This is a genomic window from Vitreoscilla sp. C1 (genome assembly GCF_002951955.2).
Classification (GTDB): Bacteria; Pseudomonadota; Gammaproteobacteria; order Burkholderiales; family Neisseriaceae; genus Vitreoscilla; species Vitreoscilla stercoraria.
In genome coordinates, this window is record NZ_CP019644.2 from 1062816 (window position 1) to 1084830 (window position 22015).

Annotated in this window: 17 protein-coding genes and 1 pseudogene; 9 read left to right on the top strand and 9 right to left on the bottom strand. The window is 42.8% G+C overall.

Annotation, left to right across the window (positions count from 1 at the left end):
• Positions 1-25 precede the first annotated feature (25 nt).
• From ADP71_RS05205 to ADP71_RS05225, 5 genes are all read left to right on the top strand, one after another.
• Positions 26-1015: a putative oxygenase MesX gene (locus ADP71_RS05205; RefSeq protein ID WP_019958987.1), complete on the top strand. Its 990-nt coding sequence runs from the start codon at positions 26-28 to the stop codon at positions 1013-1015.
• 41 nt (positions 1016-1056) lie between these two features.
• The gene (locus ADP71_RS05210) at positions 1057-2082 is read left to right on the top strand and encodes a methionine synthase (protein WP_019958988.1); all 1026 of its coding nucleotides are present in this window, start codon (positions 1057-1059) and stop codon (positions 2080-2082) included.
• Between the two features lie 81 nt (positions 2083-2163).
• Positions 2164-2655 (top strand): flavin reductase, encoded by a 492-nt coding sequence (locus tag ADP71_RS05215; protein WP_019958989.1) that lies wholly within the window; start codon positions 2164-2166, stop codon positions 2653-2655.
• Positions 2656-2749: 94 nt separating this feature from the next.
• Complete coding sequence (locus tag ADP71_RS05220) at positions 2750-3667, top strand: LysR family transcriptional regulator (protein WP_026353645.1); 918 nt, start codon at positions 2750-2752, stop codon at positions 3665-3667.
• Positions 3668-3751: 84 nt separating this feature from the next.
• Positions 3752-3955 (top strand): hypothetical protein, encoded by a 204-nt coding sequence (locus ADP71_RS05225; RefSeq protein WP_019958991.1) that lies wholly within the window; start codon positions 3752-3754, stop codon positions 3953-3955.
• Between the two features lie 35 nt (positions 3956-3990).
• On the opposite strand, the gene ADP71_RS05230 is transcribed toward ADP71_RS05225, so the two are convergent.
• The 3 genes from ADP71_RS05230 to ADP71_RS05240 all read right to left on the bottom strand — a co-directional run bounded on the left by ADP71_RS05230 (position 3991) and on the right by ADP71_RS05240 (position 9760).
• The gene (locus tag ADP71_RS05230) at positions 3991-6222 is read right to left on the bottom strand and encodes a FepA family TonB-dependent siderophore receptor (RefSeq protein ID WP_019958992.1); all 2232 of its coding nucleotides are present in this window, start codon (positions 6220-6222) and stop codon (positions 3991-3993) included.
• A gap of 77 nt (positions 6223-6299) precedes the next feature.
• Positions 6300-7928 (bottom strand): alpha/beta hydrolase-fold protein, encoded by a 1629-nt coding sequence (locus tag ADP71_RS05235; protein WP_019958993.1) that lies wholly within the window; start codon positions 7926-7928, stop codon positions 6300-6302.
• Between the two features lie 494 nt (positions 7929-8422).
• Complete coding sequence (locus ADP71_RS05240; protein ID WP_104931649.1) at positions 8423-9760, bottom strand: aspartate aminotransferase family protein; 1338 nt, start codon at positions 9758-9760, stop codon at positions 8423-8425.
• A 460-nt stretch (positions 9761-10220) separates the two neighbouring features.
• On the opposite strand from ADP71_RS05240, the gene ADP71_RS13090 reads away from it, so the two are divergent.
• Positions 10221-10421, top strand: coding sequence for an SDR family NAD(P)-dependent oxidoreductase (locus tag ADP71_RS13090; protein WP_216604041.1), 201 nt, complete (start codon positions 10221-10223; stop codon positions 10419-10421).
• Between the two features lie 50 nt (positions 10422-10471).
• A complete protein-coding gene (locus ADP71_RS05245) occupies positions 10472-11020 on the top strand; it encodes an SDR family NAD(P)-dependent oxidoreductase (protein ID WP_250645962.1) in 549 nt (182 codons plus the stop codon).
• Positions 11021-11419: 399 nt separating this feature from the next.
• Here the strand turns inward: ADP71_RS05245 and ADP71_RS05250 are convergent, their stop codons facing one another.
• The gene (locus ADP71_RS05250; RefSeq protein ID WP_257793077.1) at positions 11420-11593 is read right to left on the bottom strand and encodes a TonB-dependent receptor domain-containing protein; all 174 of its coding nucleotides are present in this window, start codon (positions 11591-11593) and stop codon (positions 11420-11422) included.
• Between the two features lie 109 nt (positions 11594-11702).
• On the opposite strand from ADP71_RS05250, the pseudogene ADP71_RS05255 reads away from it, so the two are divergent.
• A pseudogene (locus tag ADP71_RS05255) lies at positions 11703-12837 on the top strand (IS30 family transposase).
• On the opposite strand, the gene ADP71_RS05260 reads toward ADP71_RS05255, so the two are convergent.
• From ADP71_RS05260 to ADP71_RS05280, 5 genes are read right to left on the bottom strand one after another with little or no spacing between them, the layout of a single operon-like run.
• Positions 12736-14757, bottom strand: a complete 2022-nt coding sequence (locus ADP71_RS05260; RefSeq protein WP_171460950.1) for a TonB-dependent siderophore receptor — start codon at positions 14755-14757, stop codon at positions 12736-12738. The pseudogene ADP71_RS05255 and the gene ADP71_RS05260 overlap by 102 nt on opposite strands.
• 20 nt (positions 14758-14777) lie before the next feature.
• The gene (locus ADP71_RS05265; RefSeq protein ID WP_171460951.1) at positions 14778-16424 is read right to left on the bottom strand and encodes a multidrug ABC transporter permease/ATP-binding protein; all 1647 of its coding nucleotides are present in this window, start codon (positions 16422-16424) and stop codon (positions 14778-14780) included.
• Positions 16421-18394, bottom strand: coding sequence for a Fe(3+)-hydroxamate ABC transporter permease FhuB (gene fhuB / locus ADP71_RS05270; protein WP_171460952.1), 1974 nt, complete (start codon positions 18392-18394; stop codon positions 16421-16423). The genes ADP71_RS05265 and fhuB overlap by 4 nt, the downstream gene beginning before the upstream one ends.
• Positions 18388-19266 carry an ABC transporter substrate-binding protein gene (locus ADP71_RS05275; RefSeq protein ID WP_081619587.1) on the bottom strand — a complete coding sequence of 293 codons (879 nt, stop codon included), beginning with the start codon at positions 19264-19266 and terminating at the stop codon, positions 18388-18390. The genes fhuB and ADP71_RS05275 overlap by 7 nt, the downstream gene beginning before the upstream one ends.
• Complete coding sequence (locus ADP71_RS05280; RefSeq protein WP_104932376.1) at positions 19263-19970, bottom strand: ABC transporter ATP-binding protein; 708 nt, start codon at positions 19968-19970, stop codon at positions 19263-19265. The genes ADP71_RS05275 and ADP71_RS05280 overlap by 4 nt, the downstream gene beginning before the upstream one ends.
• Positions 19971-20800: 830 nt before the next feature.
• On the opposite strand from ADP71_RS05280, the gene ADP71_RS05285 reads away from it, so the two are divergent.
• Positions 20801-21910: a YkvI family membrane protein gene (locus ADP71_RS05285; protein WP_019959369.1), complete on the top strand. Its 1110-nt coding sequence runs from the start codon at positions 20801-20803 to the stop codon at positions 21908-21910.
• Positions 21911-22015 lie beyond the last annotated feature (105 nt).

The window sequence follows — 22015 nt, forward strand, 5'->3', positions numbered from 1 at the left end:
ACACCATTTCAAGGGGATACAATCCATGAGTACCGCATTTCAATGTTCTATTGAGCGCATTCGTTTTGATGAAAACTACCAACCTGCGGGCAATACCCGTTTAACCACCAATTTTGCCAATTTGGCGCGAGGTGAAAAGCGTCAAGACAATCTTCGTCGTACTTTGGCCATGATTAACAACCGTTTTAATCATTTGGCGTGCGTGGACAACCCTCAAGCCAATCGCTATTCACTTGAAATTGACATTGTTTCGGCAAAAATTGACATTGAAGGCAATGGCAAAACCTTTCCATTCATTGAGATGTTAAAAAGCACGATTACCGACCATCAAACCCATCAGCGTTTTGATGGCATGATTGGCAATAGTTTTTCATCTTATGTGCGTGATTACGATTTTAGTGTGGTTTTGCCGATGTTTGCGGTTCACCAAAATGAGCGTCCTGAAAATTTTGGTGATTTACATGGCAAGCTATACCAACATTTGGTGAATTCAGAGGCATTTCAAGCTGAATTTAATAAGCAGCCTGTCATTTGTTTGAGTGTTTCTAGCAGCAAAACGTATTGCCGTACTGCCAATACGCATCCTATTTTAGGCGTGGAATATCAAAATGATGAATATTCGCGCACTGATGATTATTTCGCCAAAATGGGCTTAACCGTGCGTTATTTTCAACCAGTAAATGGCAATGCGCCGCTGGCATTTTATTTTTCAGGTGATTTATTGCGGGACTACACTGATTTTGAATTAATCAGTGCTATCAGCACGATGGAAAGCTTTCAAAAAATTTATCGACCTGAAATTTACAATACCAACTCACCTGCAGGTGTGGTGTATCAACCGAGTTTGAGTTATCAGGATTATTCACTCACCCAAATTGAATATGACCGTGCGGAACGCAGCCAATTGGCAGTGAGACAAGGTCAATGGACAGAAGAGCATTTTATTAAGCCTTACCAAGACATTTTGGCACAATGGGCTGCTAATAACACATTGAGTCAGCAAAATATTGCTTGATACATCGAATCAATTCACACATTAATGATAGAAAATTGAATATGGCTATTTTACTTCCAACATCAACAGCTGGCAGCCTACCGAAACCTTCTTGGTTGGCTGAACCTGAAAAACTGTGGTCACAATGGAAACTGCAAGGCGATGAGCTTTTACAGGCAAAACGCGATGCATTGAGCTTGTCATTGCACGAGCAATTGCAAGCAGGCATTGATATTGTTTCAGATGGCGAACAAACCCGCCAACATTTTGTGACGACTTTTATTGAGCATTTAGAGGGTGTAGATTTTCAAAAACGTGAAACCATTCGGATTCGCAATCGTTATGATGCCAATGTACCGTCGGTGGTGGGAGAGGTATCACGCAAGCAAGCTGTTTTTGTGGAAGATGCCAAATTTTTGCGTAGTCAAACGACACAAACCATTAAATGGGCATTACCGGGACCGATGACCATGATTGATACATTATACGATGGTCATTATAAGAGCCGGGAGAAGTTGGCTTGGGAGTTTGCGAAAATTTTGAATCAAGAGGCTTTAGAGTTACAGGCCGCTGGAGTGGACATCATTCAATTTGATGAGCCTGCGTTCAATGTGTTTTTTGATGAGGTGAATGATTGGGGCGTGGCGATGCTAGAACGTGCGCTTGAAGGTTTGAAATGTGAAACAGCGGTTCACATTTGCTATGGTTATGGCATTAAAGCCAATACGGATTGGAAAAAAACCTTAGGCAATGAATGGCGCCAATATGAAGAGGCTTTTCCAAAATTGCAAAAATCGAAGTTGGATATTATTTCATTAGAATGTCAAAATTCACGCGTGCCGATGGATTTAATAGAATTGATTCGTGGTAAAAAAGTGATGGTTGGCGCGATTGATGTGGCGACAAACCAAGTTGAAACACCCGAAGAAGTGGCCAATACATTGAGAAAAGCATTGCAATTTGTGGATGCTGATAAGCTTTATCCTTCGACCAACTGTGGTATGGCACCATTGGCTCGATCTGTGGCAAATGGTAAATTAAAAGCTTTGAGTGCGGGCGCCGAGATTATTCGCCAAGAGCTGGCATAATATTGCATTGACGTATCAGTGAGACAGGATAATTCAATCAGCTTGATTATCCTGATTTTTATTTTTAAAGAGGAAAGAGCGATGGTTGCAGCAGTCGATTACCGCAACGCTATGTCTTGGTTCACCAGTGCCGTCAATGTTATTACCACTGGTGGCGATTCAGGCCGATATGGTTTTACCGCTTCTGCAGTATGCAGTGTGACTGATAATCCGCCAACTTTATTGGTGTGTATGAATCAGTCTGTGAGTTCACATGCACGGTTTATTGAAAATCAAACTTTGGCTGTCAATGTTTTGGCTGCGCATCAGCAAATGATTTCTCAAGCATTTGCATCCAAATTGACACCTGAACAACGTTTTGCGGTGGGACAGTGGACGACATTGGCAACAGGTTCACCTGTTTTAAGCGATGCTTTGGCAGCTTTTGATTGTGAAATCACACAAGTGCAAACGGTGGGCACGCACAGCCTGTTGTTGTGTCGCGTGGTGGCGATTCAAACCAGTGAACAAGAACAAAGTTTGGTTTACTTTAACCGTGCTTATTATCCAATAGGACATTTGGCATCGGTTTGATTGGGTCGTGTGAATAATGGGCAAGAAGTGTGACAAGGTTTTCATTGTGTACAATGTCGTATGCCCATCAAACATTATTGGGGATTAAGTTAGGATGATAGAACTTCGGTATTTAAAAACATTGGTTGCGTTACGCGAATATGGATCGCTGGTTGCCGCAGCAAATGATATCTGTTTGACACCGTCGGCATTGTCACATCAATTGAAAGAGTTGGATCAATTTTTTGGCACAGAAGTGGTTTATCGCCGCACACGTCCGGTTAGTTTTTCTCATGTGGGACAACGATTGCTCAAACTGGCTGATGAAATTTTGCCCCAAGTACAAATAGCACACACCGATATTGCTCGCATTGTACATGGGCAAACAGGACGGATTACATTTTCTTCTGAGTGTCATAGTTGTTTTGATTGGTTGATGCCATTGCTGAACCAATACCGATTGCAATATCCCGATGTGGATTTGGATTTTGCTGCTGGTTTTGAATCCAATCCACATGAATTGTTACAAATTGGTGAGTTTGATTTGTTGATTACGGCAGACCCTATTGCCTTAAAAGGGGTGGCGTATTTCCCTATTTTTGAATATGAGTCTCGCCTTGTGTTGTCGACCACACATTTTTTGGCTCGTGTGCCTAGCATCACGGTGCAAGATTTGGCAGAAGAAACGTTGATTACTTACCCTGTAGACAGGCACCGTTTGGATATTATGGCGCGTTTGTTTCTCCCTGCAAATGTACAGCCTAAACACATACGGACAACCGATTTAACCCAAATGTTGATTCAATTGGTTGCCAGTGGTCGAGGTATCGCTGCGTTACCTGATTGGGTGGTCAATGAGTTTGAACAGAAAGGTTGGGTGATTTCACGCCGTTTAGATTGTGTGGCTCCTGAAGGTTTGCGTCGCACACTGTATGCAGGTTATCGAGTGGAAGATCAAGAGAAAGATTATTTTGACGGTTTTCTAAAACAACTTAACAAGTTTTCAAAATCGCGCGGCTCATTTTATCATTGAATTTTGTTGGCTAGCGACAATGGCCATCATGGATACAATCAGGTATAAAATGCCCATGATACAAAGCTGGCGCACGTGGGATGAATGAAAATCCATGTTGAGACGCAGCCCAAACATGGCAATGGCAGCGCACAGATTGTTGACACTGGTCTTGGCGCAAAAACTGTGATTGAACAAGGTTTGGATTTCACCCATGGACATTTACAGGACGCTTTGAATGGCGGCATGGAACAGATTCAAATGAAAGCCCATACGTCACAAGCGTCCTGTAACAAAATAGCCTCATAAAGAGGCTATTTCATCTTAAATATTACAATAAAACGTTAGAATTTGGCAGTCACACCCATGTAATACGCACGACCTGGTTCGTTGTAAGTATTGGCACCTGCTTGGTCAAAATTGCCTTCGCGGTACAATTGTTTGTCAAACAAGTTGCGCACACCGCCTTGAATTGAGAAGTTTTTCGAGAAGTCATACTTGCCCACCAAGCCAAATACGGCATAAGAGTCGCGCTCATTGGTTTGATGGCCAGTGGTATCGTCACCATTGAAGGCATATTTGCGTGGTTTTTGTTTGCCGTAGAATGTACCTGTTGCGCCGACCATGGCTTTTTCATTGATTTGCCAATCCAAACCTGTGTTGATGGTGTATTTTGGAATGATGGTCAAATAGTCGCCAGTTTCTTTGTTTTCGCTTTCAATCATGAACGTGACATTATTACGCCATTTCAAGCTTGGATTGATATCCCAAGTGAAACTGCCTTCCACACCTTGGATTTTGGCATCGATGTTTTCCCATTGGAAGACGCGGCCAGTATTGGAAGTGCTGGTATTGCTCAAGCCTTCCACCAAGTTGATACCGGCATCAATTTTGTTTTTGTAATCGTTGTAAAAATAAGTGATGTTGCTGCGGGTATTTTCAGTGTTAAAGTCTAAACCCACTTCGTAGTTGATGCTGGTTTCGGCTTTCAAATCTTTGTTGCCAATTAAGAAACAACGTGTGCTGTTCCAGCAGCCATAACCTGTGCTGTACATGATGTAGTTTGGGTTGACTTGGTAGAGACTTGGTGATTTGTAGGCGCGAGCCACACCAAATTTTAAGGTCGCTTGATCGTTCAGTTTTTGCCAGAGGTTTAGGCTAGGAGAAACGTTTAAGCCTGAAACATTGTCATGGTTCAAACGCAAGCCCGGCAAAATGGTGGTGTTTTCGTTCAAAGCAATGTTGTTTTCGACAAACAAGCCCCAAACGGTTTTATCGCTGTTGGGATTGGTGGCTTGATTAAAAGATTCAGGGTAATCGCTCGGAGCGCGGCCGCCCAAATCTTCCACTTTGAAGCGGGTAGAGTTCACATCGTGCAATTTTTGATATTTGTAATCGGCACCAACTGTGATGTTTTGCTGGATTTTTTTGCCTTCAATTGGGAAACTCGCTTCGGTATGCACATTGATGTTTTTCAACGTGGCCGTGCTGCGATTTAATTCACGATTTTGGTATTGGTCAAAACTGCCTTCCCAACCACCAAACAAGCCTTCATCCAAACGGTCATTGTCGGTTTTATCATATTGAATATAGGATTTGGTAGAAACCTTGTCATAATCACCTTTGTGTGTCACGGCAAAAGTTTGGCGTGTCATGATGTTGGTATTACCACCGAGCAAACTGGTAAATGCTTCGTTGTTCAATGAGCCTTTGCTGTTTTGTTGGTCGCCTGCAAAAATATTTTCTTGTCGGCTCCAAGAAGCTTCCATGTCAATGTGATTGTTATCGTTGACATTCCAAGCCAATAAGGCATTGATGTCTTTGTTGCGCACACCTTCACGACCAGCGGCGACCATGTCGGCAGTGTCCATTTTGCTGTGTTCTGCATTCAATTCAGGATCATCAGCATCGGATTTATTGAAGTTACCATAGATGCGGAAGCTCAAATTGTCACTGATTGGTCCCATCAAGTTGAAATTATAGCGTTGGCTAGCACCTTCCAAACTGTTTTCAGGCTGCTCGGTAAATGCAGTTACAGAACCATGAAAAGCATCAAAGCGTTTTTTAGTCACAATATTGACCACGCCACCTGCTGCACCATCGCCATAACGCGCCGCAGCAGGACCTCGAATCACTTCCACTGACTCCACCATTTCGGCAGGAACCCAGTTAGAGTCACCACGTGTATCACGCTCACCACGCCAAGACAAACGTGTGGCTTCACGGCTCAATACAGGACGCCCATCAATCAAAATCAAAGTATTGTCAGGACCCATGCCACGTAAATCGATTTGGCGATTGTTACCACGTTGGCCACTGTTACCACCATTGGTTAAATTCACACCTGGCATGGTGCGAATGATTTGTGACAAATCATTCGCAACGGGGTGTTTTTCTAAATCGTCACGACTGATTTTTGAATAGCCCAAAGCTTGTTTGCTTTGTTGTTCTGCTGTCACGACAATGGCAGACAATTCGGTATCGGTTTCATCAGTGTTGGTATTGGCAGCGGCGTTGAAGCTGAAGCCAGTACCCAATAACATCAATGATGTAGCGATGATTGTACGTTGTTTCATTTTATTTAAATTTCATAATGTAAAAAGGTGTTAATATATTACCTATGTATAAATAATAATTCAAATAAAAATGATTCTTATTTGCTAATATTTTGGTTTTGGGCAGGATAAAAGTGTAACAACGCATCCAGTAAAGCTTTTTTCCACACCACATAATTGTGGCCACCTGAGTATTGTTGGAAGATGACATCTTGCTGCTGTATTTTTAAGCTGTGATACACTTCTTGAGTGGTTTCTAAAATACCAGCTTGGTTGCGACCTGTTTCATCGCTGTTGGCACTTAAAAACCATTTGAGCGTGGTAGGAGGGTGATGTTGAATGCGTTGCAATACAAATGGTTTATCATGTGGTAATTGGTGTTTAGCTTGCCACCAGAATGAGCCTGATAAAGACACTACATGGCTGAAGTGTCGCGGTAATGATAAGCCCAAATTCGCCGCTGCCAAGCCGCCAAAACTAGACCCTATGATGGCTGTATTTTGGGCGCTCATGGGTGTGTGTAAATGGGTGTGTAAAAATGGCAATAATTCAGTTTCTATCATATGCACATAATTGGCATTGGGAGGCAACTCTTGATTGCGAGCTTGTGCCGATGGGTTATGCACAAAAATCGCTTGCACTGGTGCGATGCGTCCTGTAAGTATCCACTCATCCAGTAAACGTGGTACATCAATGCTTTCGGTATAGCTTTCACCATCTAAAAAAATCAAAGTGGGTAAATTGTTCGTATTGGCAGCATTTGGAGGTTGATAAATGCTGATACGGCGTTGATTGTTCAATACGCTACTGTGTAAGACGTGGGTTTGCACATGAGATGAAACCACGGTATCTGTGTTAGGGTGAGATTCAGATGCAGCGTCAAACACGCTTTCGTTGCGTTGGGTAGTTGTTTTTGAGGCCATCAACGTGTTGGGATTGTATGGGTCTGTGTGTAAATGTCCTAATATTGCTAAGCGCTGCGCACGGCTTTCTTGGGCTTGTTGTCTGTCACAACCATCCATGCCATCGTTTTGCAAATGCGGTATATCGACCGCAAACACATAACTGCCACGATAATCGTGTGGCACCACATATTCTTTATACCAAACATCACTATTGGGCAAGCGTTGCAACCAATCGTGATTGTTACTGGCTCCGCCTATCATGCGCACATTGTTTTTTGCCCCTCGCCACAGATAAACCAAACGCATGGATTGAGCATTTATTGGCTCGGTAATGGGCGTGGATTGGGCAGCGATGCGTTGCCAAAAAAGGTTTAAAATTTGCGCATGTTCGGCGAGTGGTTGCGTGTTCAATTGCTGTTGTAGATTTTGCAATACAGCACTTTGTGGCTGAGCATGATGACAAATATCGGTTTGAGGGTAAATGGTATGGATTTTAAGTGTTAATTGGGCTTGTATGGTTTGGGAGGACGCTTGGCTTTGTTTAAGCCAAAGATGGGTGGCGTTGTGCGGCACACTCCAATAAATAGGCACCTCTTGCTGTTGGGTATGGAGCAAAACATGTTGCTGTTGGTCGCTGTCTTGCCAACCAAATGACACCATATGTTCAGGTAAGGCAGAAAATTTTAAATGACCTTGGTAATGTTGATTTTTGGCATCAATGGCCACAGTTTGTAAGGTATCCGTATGTGACCAAGTGTGGCTAAGATCATCAGCCTGAACCAAAGTGGGTAAAATAAATAAGCTCAAAAGCAATTTCTTCATGATGGTTATCGCAAAATATGGTTTTGGAATATTGTAATGTGCCCGCTATTTTTGATAAAGCAATTAATAATGATTTTTATTTAAAATAAAGTTTAAGAGCCAAATATTGAAAAATAGCCATCGAACCATGGCTCAAGCTAGCGCAAAGTATTCAGGCCGCTTATATTATTTTGCTGATTATTTTTGAAAACGATGCTCTAGGTGATTCGCGTGAGTCATGAGTCAGTAGATTGGATGAGCAGCAGTTGAGCGGTTTTTCAATCGTTTAGAGACTTTTGCAGGCGCAGTTTTTGAATCTATGCTTTTAATGAATGTAGCCGCTGAGGTTGGCAGATGAATTTCGCTGTGTTTTTTGTGTATTTAAGCAAGGTTTTGGCAGGTGGATGTGAGTGTTCAATGACGCTTATTGTTGGGTCTCAAGTCAATTTGAATCAATATTTTGAAAACAAGCGTCCTGTCAATATTTTTTACAGGACGCTTGTTTTTGATAAAAATTATTTTACATATTGGCTGGCAACTTCGCTCAATACTTTGTCATAAATAGCCAAAGCTTTTTGCACATCGTCAGCCGAAACATTGCAAGGCGGTACAACATGAATGCGGTTGTCAGCGATAAAAGGCAACAAGCCTGCTGCTAACAAAGCTTTTTTCACTTCGCCCATTGCCGCGGCTGTGAATGGGGTTTTGGCAGCAGCATCGCTGACCAATTCCATTGCCCAAAATACACCCACACCACGAACATTGCCGATGCAAGCGTGTTTTTGTGCCAAAGCTTCTAAGCCCGGAGCAATGGCTTCTGCACCGATTTGAGCCGCATTTTCGATGATGCCTTCTTCGCGCATCGTGTCAATTGTTGCCACAATCGAAGCCATAGCCAAAGGATGACCTGAATAAGTCAAACCGCCTGGGAACATTTTATCGTGGAAATGTTGGCAAATTTTCTCAGAGATAATCACACCGCCCACAGGCACATAACCTGAGTTCACACCTTTGGCAAAGGTAATCAAATCAGGCGTGATGCCTTGGTGTTCAAATGCAAACCATTTGCCTGTGCGACCAAAGCCTGACATCACTTCATCCATGATTAAGATGATGCCAAATTCATCACACAAAGCGCGCACGCCTTGCATATAGCCTGCTGGTGGTACTAATACACCTGCTGTACCTGGAATGCCTTCTAACAAAATCGCTGCAATACCCGAAGCACCTTCAGATTCAATCACACGGCGCAAATGTTGCAAAGCACGGGTACTTTCTTGGGCTTCATTTTCAGCATGAAACTCTGAACGGTATAAATAAGGGCCGAAAAAGTGTGCATGCCCACGAGAGTATTCATTAGGCTGCCGACGTGCATCACCCGTTGCCACAATTGCTGCACCTGTGTTGCCATGGTAAGAACGATAAGTCGACAATACTTTATCGCGGCCTGTAAACAAGCGTGCCATCCGAATCGCATTTTCATTAGCATCGGCACCGGCGTTGGTAAAGAAGATTTTTTTGAAATGGTCAGATACCAATTCCAAAATTTTCTTCGCCGCCAAAGAGCGCGTTAAGTTTGCCGTAGCAGGGGCAATAGTGATCAATTCGTCTGCTTGTGCTTTGATGGCAGCAATGACTTTTGGATGTTGGTGACCGATATTGGTATTGACCAATTGGCTGCTGAAATCCAAATATTCTTTGCCTTCAAAATCCCACAATTTGCTGCCCAAACCCGATTTGATGACCAATGGATTCAAACTGCCTTGTACAGACCAAGAATGAAATACATTTTCCAAGTCTTGCTGTGCGACATATTCATTACTGCTGTGATTCAAATCAATACCAATTGTCATTGCCTCTACCTCAATAAAATTATTATTAGGGCGTGTCCTCATTCTATTTAATGAAACACAACCACTATTTTTTAGGGAAAAAATGACTGTGTTTTATTTATATGACATTAAAAATGAACGAAAATAGGTGTTATTGACGCTCAATTTACATATTTGCTCAAATGAGAGTGCGCCCTAGATGTCTATGTGTTGAGCTTATGTCTATATGTTTGTCATAGTGAGTATGACACCCATGGGACATGTTTACTATGCCTTGTTTATAAAGACGAATCAACACCCATCAACAGAAAAATTTTAAAGTAAATATTTGCATATCTACACTGACAAAAACTTGTATATTAGTCAGATTATCAAACATATATTGTTTACTAATAGTAAATAATATGTATCCAATTACTGCAATTGTTTATTATAAAAACAAAGTTATAATGTTCAACATGTTTTTATAGGAAAAATTCACATGCAGATTTCACTCAAAAATAAAATAGCCTTGGTTACTTCAGCGACTGCGGGTATTGGCTTTGCCATTGCTCGAGGATTGGCTCAGTCAGGTGCCAACGTTGTGATTACAGGACGCCATCAAGACAAAATCAATCAAGCTGTGAATCAAATCAAATCAAAGCAGACATTGCTGATGCTCAAATTACAGGTTTGGCTTTGAATGCAGCGACGGCAGAAGGCTGCCAGAAAATTATCCAAAGCCTTCCTCAAGTGGATATTTTGATTAATAACTTGGGCATTTATGGAACGTGTGAATTTGCGGAAATTACAGATGAGCAATGGTTTGAGTTTTTTGAAACCAATATTATGAGTGGTGTGCGTTTAAGCCGTCATTATATGAAAGGCATGAAGAGTCAAGGTTGGGGGCGTATTCAGTTTATCTCGAGCGAGTCAGCATTTAATATTCCTGCTGATATGGTACATTACGGCATGACCAAATCGGCAATGCAAGGGGTTTCTCGTGGTTTGGCCAAAGCCTTGGCTGGTACAGGTGTAACGGTCAATACCGTATTGCCTGGTCCAACAAGAACTGAAGGTGCTGTCATCATGATTGAAAATATTGCGAAACAGCAGGGAATAACATCGGTAGAAGCCGAAAAATATTTGATCGAAAAACACCGCAATTCAAGCATTATTCGTCGTTTTACTGAGCCTCGTGAAATTGCCAATATGGTCGTTTATATTGCATCAGAACAGGCAAGTGCGACCACAGGTGCGGCTTTGCGTGTTGAAGGTGGCATCATTGATAGTATTCATTGAAATACATTTCAGCCAAATAGATTTTTTCAAGCTTGAATTGGGTTTAGGTATTATCACAGCAGTAAAGTCACTCGGTGTCAATCGAACGGTTTTTTCTTAAATATTCAATGACAAAGTGGCGATAAGTGCAGGATGACTTTACGATTGCATCTTTGATTTTGAGCTGATAGCCCAGCTGCATCCACAAGTTGATGATGGGAGCCTGTGCACATTTTGTGTAAGTTACCTTCGTCACAGATAGTCGCGTAAGCGCTCAACAGCGGAGCACAAGCTGGAGGTGAATCAACCCATCAGCAGTTTAAATTAAGCCGATATACAATGAATGAAGTAAAAAGAGTCCTGTAAAGTTTACAGGACGCTTGCTATGTTTCAATGAATAGACATTGGCTTAGCCAAAACCTACCATTTATAGCTCAAGTTGGCTTCTACACTGCGACCTGCTCCGTAATAACAGTAAAAGCTGCAAGCGCTGACATAGTCTTTGTCAGTCAAATTGCGGGCATTCACTTGTACTTGCCAGTTTTTGGCGAAGCGATACTGAGCCATCGCATCCCACAAGGTGTAGCTTGGGATGGTGTGGTAATCCCCCCTTTAAATAAATGATGCTGATTCAACCGGTCAGCGCAACACCAATCCTACTTTTTATGTTAAAAGGATTGTTATGGTTTCCATACATGGAGCAATGACTGATGAACGTAAGAAACGAATCTGGTTTCTATGGAAGCAGGGAAAGCCTATGGCCTTCATTGCCAAAGACATTATGAAACCACCTGCGACCGTTTACTCATTTCTAGAATACCATGGTGGTATTGAACCTGATATTCGACGCCGAAAAGCGACCGATTTAACCTTGCAAGAGCGCGAATGCATTTCTCGAGCATTGGTAGCAGGACTGAGTTTAAGAGCCATAAGTCGCCAATTAAATCGATCGCCATCGACCATTTCGCGTGAGGTTTCACGTAATGGAGGTGCTCATAAATACAGGGCTTATTTAGCAGAGCAATTGGCTTTAAAGAAAGCAAAAAGGCCAAAATCTTTTATTTTATAAAGCAATTCATTATTAAAACAGATGGTTATTGATAAACTGTCATGTTGTTGGTCTCCCGAACAAATAGCAGGCTGGCTGAAATTCATACAGTTTCCTCATAATCCATCGATGCATGTTTCTTATGAAACCATATACAAATCACTGTATCTGCTGAAAAAAAAACATTCTGCCTCCAAAGCTAAAAAGACATCTTCGCAGAAAAAGAATGTTTCGCCACGCCCGCAATCATCACAACTCTGGTAAGCAGCAGATTCCAAATTTAAAGTCAATTTGGGACCGCCCTAAAGAGATTAAAGACAGACAGTATGTTGGTCATTGGGAAGGAGATATGATTATTGGCACATTAGCTTCAGCAATAGTGACTTTGGTAGAACGCAAATCTCGTTATACATTGCTAGGTAAAACGGCTGATAAAAAATCCATATCTGTTATAAAGGCTGTCATTGACCAATTAGCTGGATTACCTTCATCCATCAGGCAAACACTGACTTGGGATAGAGGTCATGAAATGTCTAAACACCATCTTTTAACTGCTCAATGCAATATGTCTGTTTATTTCTGTGATGCTAGCAGTCCTTGGCAAAAAGGCACAAATGAAAATACAAATGGGCTTTTAAGACAATATTTACCCAAAGGTAAAAATCTTGGTCTTTATTCACAAGAACAATTAGATAAAATTGCTTTGCAACTTAATACTAGGCCGAGAAAAATCTTGGGCTTTAAAACACCTCTTGAGGTCTTTCAAACAGGTGTTGCGCTGACCGGTTGAATCCGCATCCATTAAAAATGGGAGGATTACCGTGTGACCGGCATAGTATTGGTCGTCGGTGGTGGCACCAATATAGCGCAACGAAGTGCCCAGTTTTAAGCCGTTGAGGGTGCCCGTATTGAATTGGTAAGCCACTTGTGCGGATGCCATGTGACGCGGAATCATAGGTGAACGGATGGTGGTATGGGTTGATAAGTCTTGTTTAGAGTCGGTGTAGGTGTATGCACCGGCCACAGACCAATTGTCATTCAGATTCACATCGGCCTGTAACTCAAGACCACGACCACGGCGTTCACCTGCTTGCACTTGTACGTTGGAGGCATCTGAGACTAAAGCATTTTTCTCTTGTAAATCAAAATAAGCGAGTGAGAAACGACCATCTAAGTTCATAGGGCTGTATTTCAAACCAGCTTCAATTTGTCGGCCTTCGTATGGCTTGTACGCACGATTATTGGCATCGCCGCCTGAAATTGGGCGGAAAGATTCAGAGTAGTTCACATACGGTGACAAACCCATGTCAAATTGGTACATCAAACCCGCATTGTAAGAGGTATGATTGACATTATAGCTTTGGTCAACGACACCAATATGACCGGAGCTTTTGGCTTGGTCATGACGAACACCCATGTTCAATACCCAATGCTGGTCCCATTTGTATTGATTTTGTGCATACAGGCCGGTTTGTTTCAATTTGATGTGGTAAGGGTCACCGCTTAAGGTGATATCAGCACCGTATTGAGGGTTGAACATGTCCAAGCCAGGCACATAACCGAAGCCATTGTTTTTACCATCGGTGGTGGAGTGCACATAGTCCATGCCAACCAATAAGGTATTTTCAAAGCGATCCCCTTGCCACAGCTTGCTGATGCGGTTGTCCAACGTATGAACATCGCTGTCACCATCGCTGTATGAATAACCACGGTAAGCAGTGCGATCGCCATCCGAACCCCATGCAAACACGCCTTGGTTGAGCAAATCTAAATGGCTATAGCGGTAATTTTGGCTGAATTTCCAACCATTGCCAAAGTCATGCTGCAACTCATAACCAGCAGTGACTTGGGTGCGGTCAGTCTTATCAAAACTGGGTTCTCCCATGGAGGTGTCACGGTCAATTTTGCCGTATGGGGTATCGATGAGGGTGCCATAAGCGGGCAAGAAACCATTGGTGGGTCGGCCTTTTTCATGTTGGTAGCTGGCCAATAGGGTGAGGTTGGTATGCTCAGAAATATCCCAAGTTAAGCTGGGCGCAAAATAATAATGTTTCATATTGGCAAATTCAATTTGGCTGTCTTCTCGCCGCGCGTGCGCCACCACACGGTAGCGCACGCTGTTGTCTTCTGTCAAAACCCCGCTGTAATCTGCACCTATGCTACCGCGTTTGTCGGTTCCCAAGCCCAATTTGACTTCGCCTGCTGGTTCGGTTTTGGGACGTTTGCTCACTAAATTGACCACACCGCCAGCATTGGCTGCACCATACAAATTGGAGTTGGCACCTTTAATCACCTCTATGCTTTCTAAGCCATAGGTTTCAGGCAACCATACAAAAAAACCATTAGGAGTGGTGACGTTGCCATCGATGGCCACTGAAGCATCGAAGCCGCGTATTTTGAACCAGTCGACCTTGTTGTCATTACCGTACATATTGGTCAATACGCCCGCTTGGTTGGCAATGGCTTCATCGACTTTGTGCACGGCTTGTTCGTCCATGCTGTTGCGCTTGATGATGTCTGCTGAGCGAGTGTCATGGAATTTAATGCCGCCGACTTTACCAGCCGAACCAACCACAACAATGGCGTTGAGCTCTGTATCGGTTTCTGTTGCTGCGTCAGGTACATCAGTAGCATATATAGGCGCATATGCCAGTAAAATGGCAGTGCTTAACAGCGCCAAATGAAATTTTTTAGAAGAAGTAGAAGACATAATGGGTCTCTTTATGGGTTTTAAAATGATGAGTGTGCACTGGCTGGATCGTAGTCAGTGAGTTTGCCTTGGTGCATTTGGATGATGCGGTCGGCATGATGAAAGTATTTGTCATCGTGGCTGATGGCAAAAATGGTATGGCCTTGTTGCTTGAGTAACGGCAACAATTGCTCGTAAAATACCTTACGAAAATGTGGATCTTGATCAGCAGCCCATTCGTCCAATATCAATACAGGCCGCTGTTCTACTGCCGCAATGAGTAGGCCTAAACGCTTCTTTTGACCTTGTGACAAAGCAGTATTTTGAATGTGACCATCAACAATTTCGGTTTTGTTGTGCATGCGCAAATGCTGCAGCCATGCATGAATCAAATTGGTATCGGCAAGTTGACCATCACCACTCAATAAATGGCTGAACAAATGCACATCAGTGAACACACTGGAAAAATACTGACGGTATGCCCAGCGGTTGTTGGCATCGATTGTGGTGTCATCGACCTCAATGTGGCCGCTGGTGGGAAGATACAGGCCGCTTAATAACAACGATAAAGTCGATTTGCCGCTGCCATTTTGACCAATCAAAAAAACGGTTTCGCCACGTTGTAACGTAAAATCCAATGGGGCCAAAACAAAGTTTGATGTACCATTGGTTGCACTGTCATAGGCATATGTTACTTGATTTAAATGGATGCGTTGCCAATCTTTTGGCAACAGCGTAGGTTGTAAAAAATCGGTTGAAGGTTCAGGCAGATTCAGTTCGCTTAAGGCTTGTAATGCCACCTTGCCTTGTAATACAGTAGGGTAAGCACCTACCGCTGCCAACAACGGTGTGCGGATGAACAATACGGTGATGGCGATGGTGGTCGCATCGGCAATACTGGCCCAGTGTTGGTAATAGGCCAAATAAAAAATAAACCCGACTGCACCCAACATCATCACATTCGTCCAATTGCCAGCTAATGCATGAAAATTGTCAGCCCAAACTACATGATGGCGACGTTTTTGTGCAGTAGGGGCAAATGTTTCATGGTAAAAACGCTGGGCACGGTAGCGGTTCAAACTCAGTTCTTTGTGACCATTTAAGGCCGCTTCATATTGCTGGAATAAGTCGTTTTCTTGCAGACGCATGTGTCCTAAGTGACGATACACATGCTTGACGGTGATATAACTGCCCATAAGGGTTACAGCCATCCACACCAGTGTCACAGCAAATAAACTCGGTGACAAATACAGCAAATAAGCACAAGCTGCAGTGATAAACAAACCGCCTTGCAGCAATTCGGGCATGCGCACAAACATATAACTGATGGCTTGAATGTCGCCAGAGAGACTGGCCATTATTCTGCCTTTACCCAAGGTTTGGATGTGGCGAAAGTCGCTGTCCATAATTTGTTTGAGTAGGCGCGTGAGTAAGTCGTACACCAATTGGTGTCCCAAACGGGTTAAAGCCATTTGTGCCCAAGTAGCAAGCAACAAATACAACAGCAATAAACCTACAAACCATACAATGGCTTGACTATACGCTGTATCGGCCTGTAACAATCGTGTGTTGATAAATGCCAACACTGCCACGCCCATGATGCTGGAACACAATGACAACAGCAGCATAATGACAATGTGACTGCGATAACGTTGTATGGCAAAAGACAGGGTTTGGGTAAAATTCATGTTTTTCGCATCAATCTAAAGAAGTAAGCTCCACCAAGTAAAGTGGCCATTAGACCGGCGGGGATTTCATACGGATAAACAATTTGGCGGCCTAACCAGTCGGCAAATACCATGGCAATCACCGCAATGGTGGCAGCGGCCATCAGTTGGTGTAAGGGCTTATGAAAGCCCAAAATTTTGGCTAAATGCGGGGCCCATAAACCAACGAAGCACATGGGGCCGAGCATCAAAGTGGACAGTGCCGTCAAAATAGCGGCCAAAACCACCAGTATTTTTTGGGTTAAGGGTACATTCAAACCCAAAGATTGGGCCATGATGGGATTTAAGCTGAGCAGTCCTAAGCAGCGTGCTAGGGGTAGGCTCAGTATCAACAACAGCAAAGCAATGCCAATTAAACCATTGGCCAATAAAGGTGTGGCTTGGTAAGTTGAACCAGACAACCAAACCAAAACACTTTGCGCCCGCGGATCACCTGCAGCCAAAAACACATTGATTAAAGCATCAAACAAAGCAGCGATGGCCATGCCAGTGAGTAAAATGCGTTCGGGCTGTAAACCGCTGTTGCGGTTGAATAACAAAATGATTGTCAGAGTGGCTATGGCCGAACCTACACCGCACATCCACAAATAACCACTGCTGCTGATACCCAATAAGAGGGCAATAAATACACCAGCGGCAGTGCCAGCACTGATGCCAAGCAATTCGGGACTGGCCATGGGGTTGAGCGTCATGCGTTGCAAAATGACGCCTGCCGTAGCCAACATGATGCCTGCCGCTGCGGACATCAACAATCGTGGGTAACGCAATAGCCAAGCATCTTTGTCCAAATTGATGTGCCAACCATATGCATCTTGTGTTACCCACAGACTTATCAGCAATACCGTGACTGCTAATACCATCATGATGAAAATGGTGGGGCGGTTGAATGGGGTGATGTGGACGTAATCTTTGTAGTCTTGTACCAAAGGTGTTGGCAAGGCGCGAAAAATCAGCCATAACAATAAAGGCGCACCGATAAAAGCTGTTACTGCACCTGTAGACAATAGCCAACCTGTGTGCAGTGCCAAAATTTGCAATACGGTATCGGTAAGCAATAGCAACAAAGCACCGATGGCAAACGCGACCATGCTTTGGGTTTTGAAATTGTGCAAGCCAAGATGTTTGCTCGCGGCTGCCGCAGCCAAACCTGCAAAACCCATCATTCCCACCATGCTGACAACGCTAGCACATAAAAAAGCGGCCAATACCAAGCCTGCCAAGCGCAAAGACAACACAGGTACGCCCAAACTTTTTGCTTGTTCATCGCCTAAACTAAGCATAGACAATGGTTTGGACAATAAAGCAATGGCGATAAACACTATGGTTGCACGCAAGGTCAAATCCAAGACGTCTTGCCAGCCATCTTGTACCAAAGAGCCACTGCTCCACTGCATGATGCCGCGGGCTTCTTCGCTGTAAAACAGCATCAATGTCATGCTTAATCCACCCAAATACAGGTTTAAAATCAAACCTGCTAAAATCATACGCACAGGATGAAGGCCATTTTTGTATGACAAAGCCAACACCATACTCATGCTGACAATAGCCCCCAAAAAAGCCCAGACATCCGCACGCCACAACATCCATTTGGGAAAAAACAGCGTGACGATTAATAAAGCGATTTGTGCACCGCTGCTAACGGCCAAAGTATTGTCTGCGGCAAGGGGGTTACGGGTTAGTTGTTGCAACAATACCCCACAGACCGCTAACACTCCGCCTGCCAACATCGCCATAACCAAGCGAGGTAGCACCGAGGTTTGCAGTAATAGGGCTTCTAAAGACAATTCTTTAGAATTAGAAAACAGTATTTGCCAAGCAGGTGCACCACTGTCATGCCATAACACAAGAAGACTGATAAGGCACAGTAACAATAAGCTGCCCAATACCCAGTGCCATTTTCGATTGCCTCTAGGCAGTTGTGTACTTACCATGTACCCACCTTGTTGCCATTTAAGCTGGCAGTCAATTCATTACCAAAACGCTGCATAGAAGGCAGAGCTCCAAAACTCCACACTGCCGGCAATACAATTTGATTGACCGAACGACTGTAAGGCAAGCGTTGCCATAACGCACTTTTTTGTAACTGCTGTGCCACATTGGCAGGATGAGGGTGCACGACGATTAAACGGGTGTTTGCAGGCAATTTAGACAGTTGCAATAAATCAATTTGGCTAAAGCCCCATGCATTGGTTGGCATGTTCCAAGCATTGCGTAAACGAAGTTGTGTCAAAGCTTGACCATACATGCTGTTATTGCCATATATGCGTAAATGGCGCGCATCTATGAATTGCACGATGGCATAAGGCCGCTTTGCATGTGGTGCCAATTGCTTGCTCTGGTGTGAAAATTGTTGCATGGCTTGCTGAATTAAGGTTTCAGCAGCAGGTTGACCAATGAGTTTACCCAATGCTCGGGTTTGTGCCACGCTATGGTGCCACTCTATGCCTTGAGAGGTAAAGAAATCGATGCTGACACTTTTAGCATTTGGGATGGCCCGTGCTTGCAATTGCATAAACCACGATGAATTCACAACCAAATCAGGACGCAATTGGCGTATTAATTCCAGATTGGGTTGGGCACGCAAACCAATATCAACAGTGCTAGGAGGTAATGCAGGTTGTGCCACCCAGCGCTGGTATGCACGTTTGTCACCCACGCCAATAGGTGCATGCCCCATCGCCACAAGGGTTTCAACAATGGCCCAATCCGATGAAATGATTTTGATGTTTTGTGCCTGTAACAAAACTGGTAGGCACAACAAAGCAATCAATAGCGACCTGTAAAGGTTTACAGGCCGCATCATAATAAGGCCACAGTGTGTTGATTCACAGGATGGGGCAATAAAGATAAGGCCACGCCATAAATATCTTGAAGCTTTGCTTGAGTCATCAATTCTGCTGGCTTTTCATCGTAGAGCAAGCTTCCGTGTTTGATGGCAATCAAGCGGTCGCAGTATTGTGCGGCCAAATTAATGTCATGAATAACGATGATGACACCCAAACCCAATTCATGGGCAAGAGTGTGCACCAATTGAATCACTTCCAATTGATGGGCAATGTCCAAAGCTGCCAATGGTTCATCCAGCAGTAAATAACGGCTTTTTTGTGCCACACATATCGCCAAAAACACGCGATGGCGCTCTCCGCCTGACAAAGTGTCAACCAATTGTTGTGCAAATGCTTCGGTATGCGTCAGTTTCAAGGCCTGATTGATGATGTGTTCATCTTGGTGATTCATGCATGTCATCAAACCATGCCATGCAAAGCGCCCCATTTGTACCAATTCAAAGGCAGTGAGTCCAGTAGCTGCAGGCAGGTGTTGGGGTAAGTAGGCAATTTCTTGAGCCAAAGCCTTGCTATGCCATTGTTGCAGTGACTTGTCATCAAGTAAAACTGTGCCATGAGTCGGTTTGAGTTGCTTAGCCAGCAGCTTTAGCAAAGTGGATTTACCTGAACCATTGTGACCGATCAGGCCAGTGACCATGCCAGTTGAAAATTGCAAAGACATAGGTTGTAACAATTGACGCTGAAGTACACTGAACTCAATCCGATTGATTGATAACAAAACTGATTCCTATTTACTATAAGCAATGATTGTAGGCAATATTGCAGCATAGGAATAAATTAATATTCACTATAATTTTTATAGTTTTTATAATTTTTATAGTTTTTTAAAATAATCTTTGTAAAGTCTTGTGGTGACTGCATGTAAATATGCATATAAATTATGTTGAATGTCATGATATTGTTAATTTTTTGGTACAGGTGCAACAATATTGCGTAAATTTTGCCAGATTAATTTCATCTTTGTGTTTTGAATGAATACCATGTTGCTTAGCATTTTTAATGCAAGTTCGATTTTATGTATTCAAAACCTTGTTAGAAGACAATTTGCATATCTGACCTGTTTCCTTGTAGGAGTATACTTTTGTAGAGTCATCTAAGGTAGAAATTGGTGGCAACAGCGAGGGATTTTTTGGTCATGACTTTGACCTTTTAAAGTGAGTGAATATTCTCTCAGAAAAGTGTCTTATTGTATTAGACCACTACAGGCTTAGATAGCAAAATCATTTTGATGGAGGCGTATGGCTATGTGTTGGCGGTGAATTTGAGTCGCTTAGGAACACAACATTTAAAGCGCTAATTTTTATTTCTATGGAATATGTATAAATTAATATAAAAAACATAGCCATTTATAAAAAATATTAATTTTTTGATTATATATTAATAAGATAAGTGGAAATTTATGACAATATTATGTCGAAAATATACATTCAAGGTTAATTAAAACACCTTAGATTTGCCAGTTCATTCATTATCAATCTCTAAGGCAAGTCTATGGCACAAACGCAAACACATATTTCTTGGGGGCGTGTTCTCACGTATGCAGGCGCATTCATCGCTTTTTTGATTGGTTCGGGCTTTGCTACTGGTCAAGAAGTCATGCAGTATTTTACAGCTTATGGTTATTCAGGCATTTTAGGAATATTGGTCGTATTGGTGTTGTTTTGTTATGTAGGGCGTGAATTTGTCATTATTGGAAATCATCAACGTTTTGAAAATGGTGGGCAAATTTATGAGTATCTATGTGGACGCTGGGTAGGTAGATTCTTCGATTACTTTTCTATTTTATTTATTTACATGTCGTTTATTGTCATGATTGGAGGCACTGGTGCGACGGTATCACAACAATATGATTTGAATCCTTGGATTGGTGCTTTGGGAATGGGATTTGTTGTCGCATTAACAGTGATCTGTGGTTTAGATAAAATTGTGGATGTTTTAGGTAAAGTCGGCCCTGCTATTGTCGTATTGACAATCATTTTAGGCGGCATTGCTATGGCCAAAAATCCAGATGGATTGGTGTCTGTTAATGAAATTTTGCCGAGTTTGAATTTAATGACGGCATCGGGTCATTGGTTTTTTGCAGCTACTTCGTATGTAGGATTTTGTATGCTGTGGTTGGCAGGTTTTATGAGTTTAATGGGGTCTTCTGCGAAAAATTTGAAAGAAATTACTCGTGGCGCGGTTTTAGGTGCTTGTGGTTTCAGTTTGGCACTGGCCATTATTGCTTTGGGTTTAATGGCTAATTTGGAATTGGTAGCAGGTTCTATGGTTCCTACTTTGAAATTGGCTGGTTATATTCATCCGATGTTTGCTACGGTGTTTTCTGTCATTGTATTAGCTGGGATTTATACGACAGCAGTACCTTTATTATGGCAAGCTTCAGCTCGCTTTACTAATGGTAAATCGGCTGGTTTTAAAATTTTGACAGTGGTTTTAACAGCCATAGGCGTCTTTGTTGGTATGAAAATTCCATTTGACAGTTTGGTCAATGCCATTTACGTCATTAATGGTTATGTTGGTATTGTATTATTGGCATTTTTATTCATTCATACCATTCAACGCTTGCGTCATGCCAAGGTCTTAACTCTAAAATCACAATAAACCATCATTACAAAATATTAAGTATATTGATTAGAAAAGGTCAGTTACAGGATGCTCGGAAACATAACCTTTTATTTACCTGACAATCAGCCTGAATCCATTTTC

Bases quoted from the DNA above. Each gene is read 5' to 3' on its own strand.
- ADP71_RS05285 (WP_019959369.1), top strand. From the start codon at position 20,801: ATGGCACAAACGCAAACACATATTTCTTGGGGGCGTGTTCTCACGTAT.
- ADP71_RS05230 (WP_019958992.1), bottom strand. From the start codon at position 6,222: ATGAAACAACGTACAATCATCGCTACATCATTGATGTTATTGGGTACT.
- ADP71_RS05275 (WP_081619587.1), bottom strand. From the start codon at position 19,266: ATGATGCGGCCTGTAAACCTTTACAGGTCGCTATTGATTGCTTTGTTG.
- ADP71_RS13090 (WP_216604041.1), top strand. From the start codon at position 10,221: ATGCAGATTTCACTCAAAAATAAAATAGCCTTGGTTACTTCAGCGACT.
- ADP71_RS05265 (WP_171460951.1), bottom strand. From the start codon at position 16,424: ATGAATTTTACCCAAACCCTGTCTTTTGCCATACAACGTTATCGCAGT.
- ADP71_RS05205 (WP_019958987.1), top strand. From the start codon at position 26: ATGAGTACCGCATTTCAATGTTCTATTGAGCGCATTCGTTTTGATGAA.
- ADP71_RS05215 (WP_019958989.1), top strand. From the start codon at position 2,164: ATGGTTGCAGCAGTCGATTACCGCAACGCTATGTCTTGGTTCACCAGT.
- ADP71_RS05280 (WP_104932376.1), bottom strand. From the start codon at position 19,970: ATGTCTTTGCAATTTTCAACTGGCATGGTCACTGGCCTGATCGGTCAC.
- fhuB (WP_171460952.1), bottom strand. From the start codon at position 18,394: ATGGTAAGTACACAACTGCCTAGAGGCAATCGAAAATGGCACTGGGTA.
- ADP71_RS05225 (WP_019958991.1), top strand. From the start codon at position 3,752: ATGAAAATCCATGTTGAGACGCAGCCCAAACATGGCAATGGCAGCGCA.
- ADP71_RS05260 (WP_171460950.1), bottom strand. From the start codon at position 14,757: ATGTCTTCTACTTCTTCTAAAAAATTTCATTTGGCGCTGTTAAGCACT.
- ADP71_RS05210 (WP_019958988.1), top strand. From the start codon at position 1,057: ATGGCTATTTTACTTCCAACATCAACAGCTGGCAGCCTACCGAAACCT.
- ADP71_RS05240 (WP_104931649.1), bottom strand. From the start codon at position 9,760: ATGACAATTGGTATTGATTTGAATCACAGCAGTAATGAATATGTCGCA.
- ADP71_RS05220 (WP_026353645.1), top strand. From the start codon at position 2,750: ATGATAGAACTTCGGTATTTAAAAACATTGGTTGCGTTACGCGAATAT.
- ADP71_RS05235 (WP_019958993.1), bottom strand. From the start codon at position 7,928: ATGAAGAAATTGCTTTTGAGCTTATTTATTTTACCCACTTTGGTTCAG.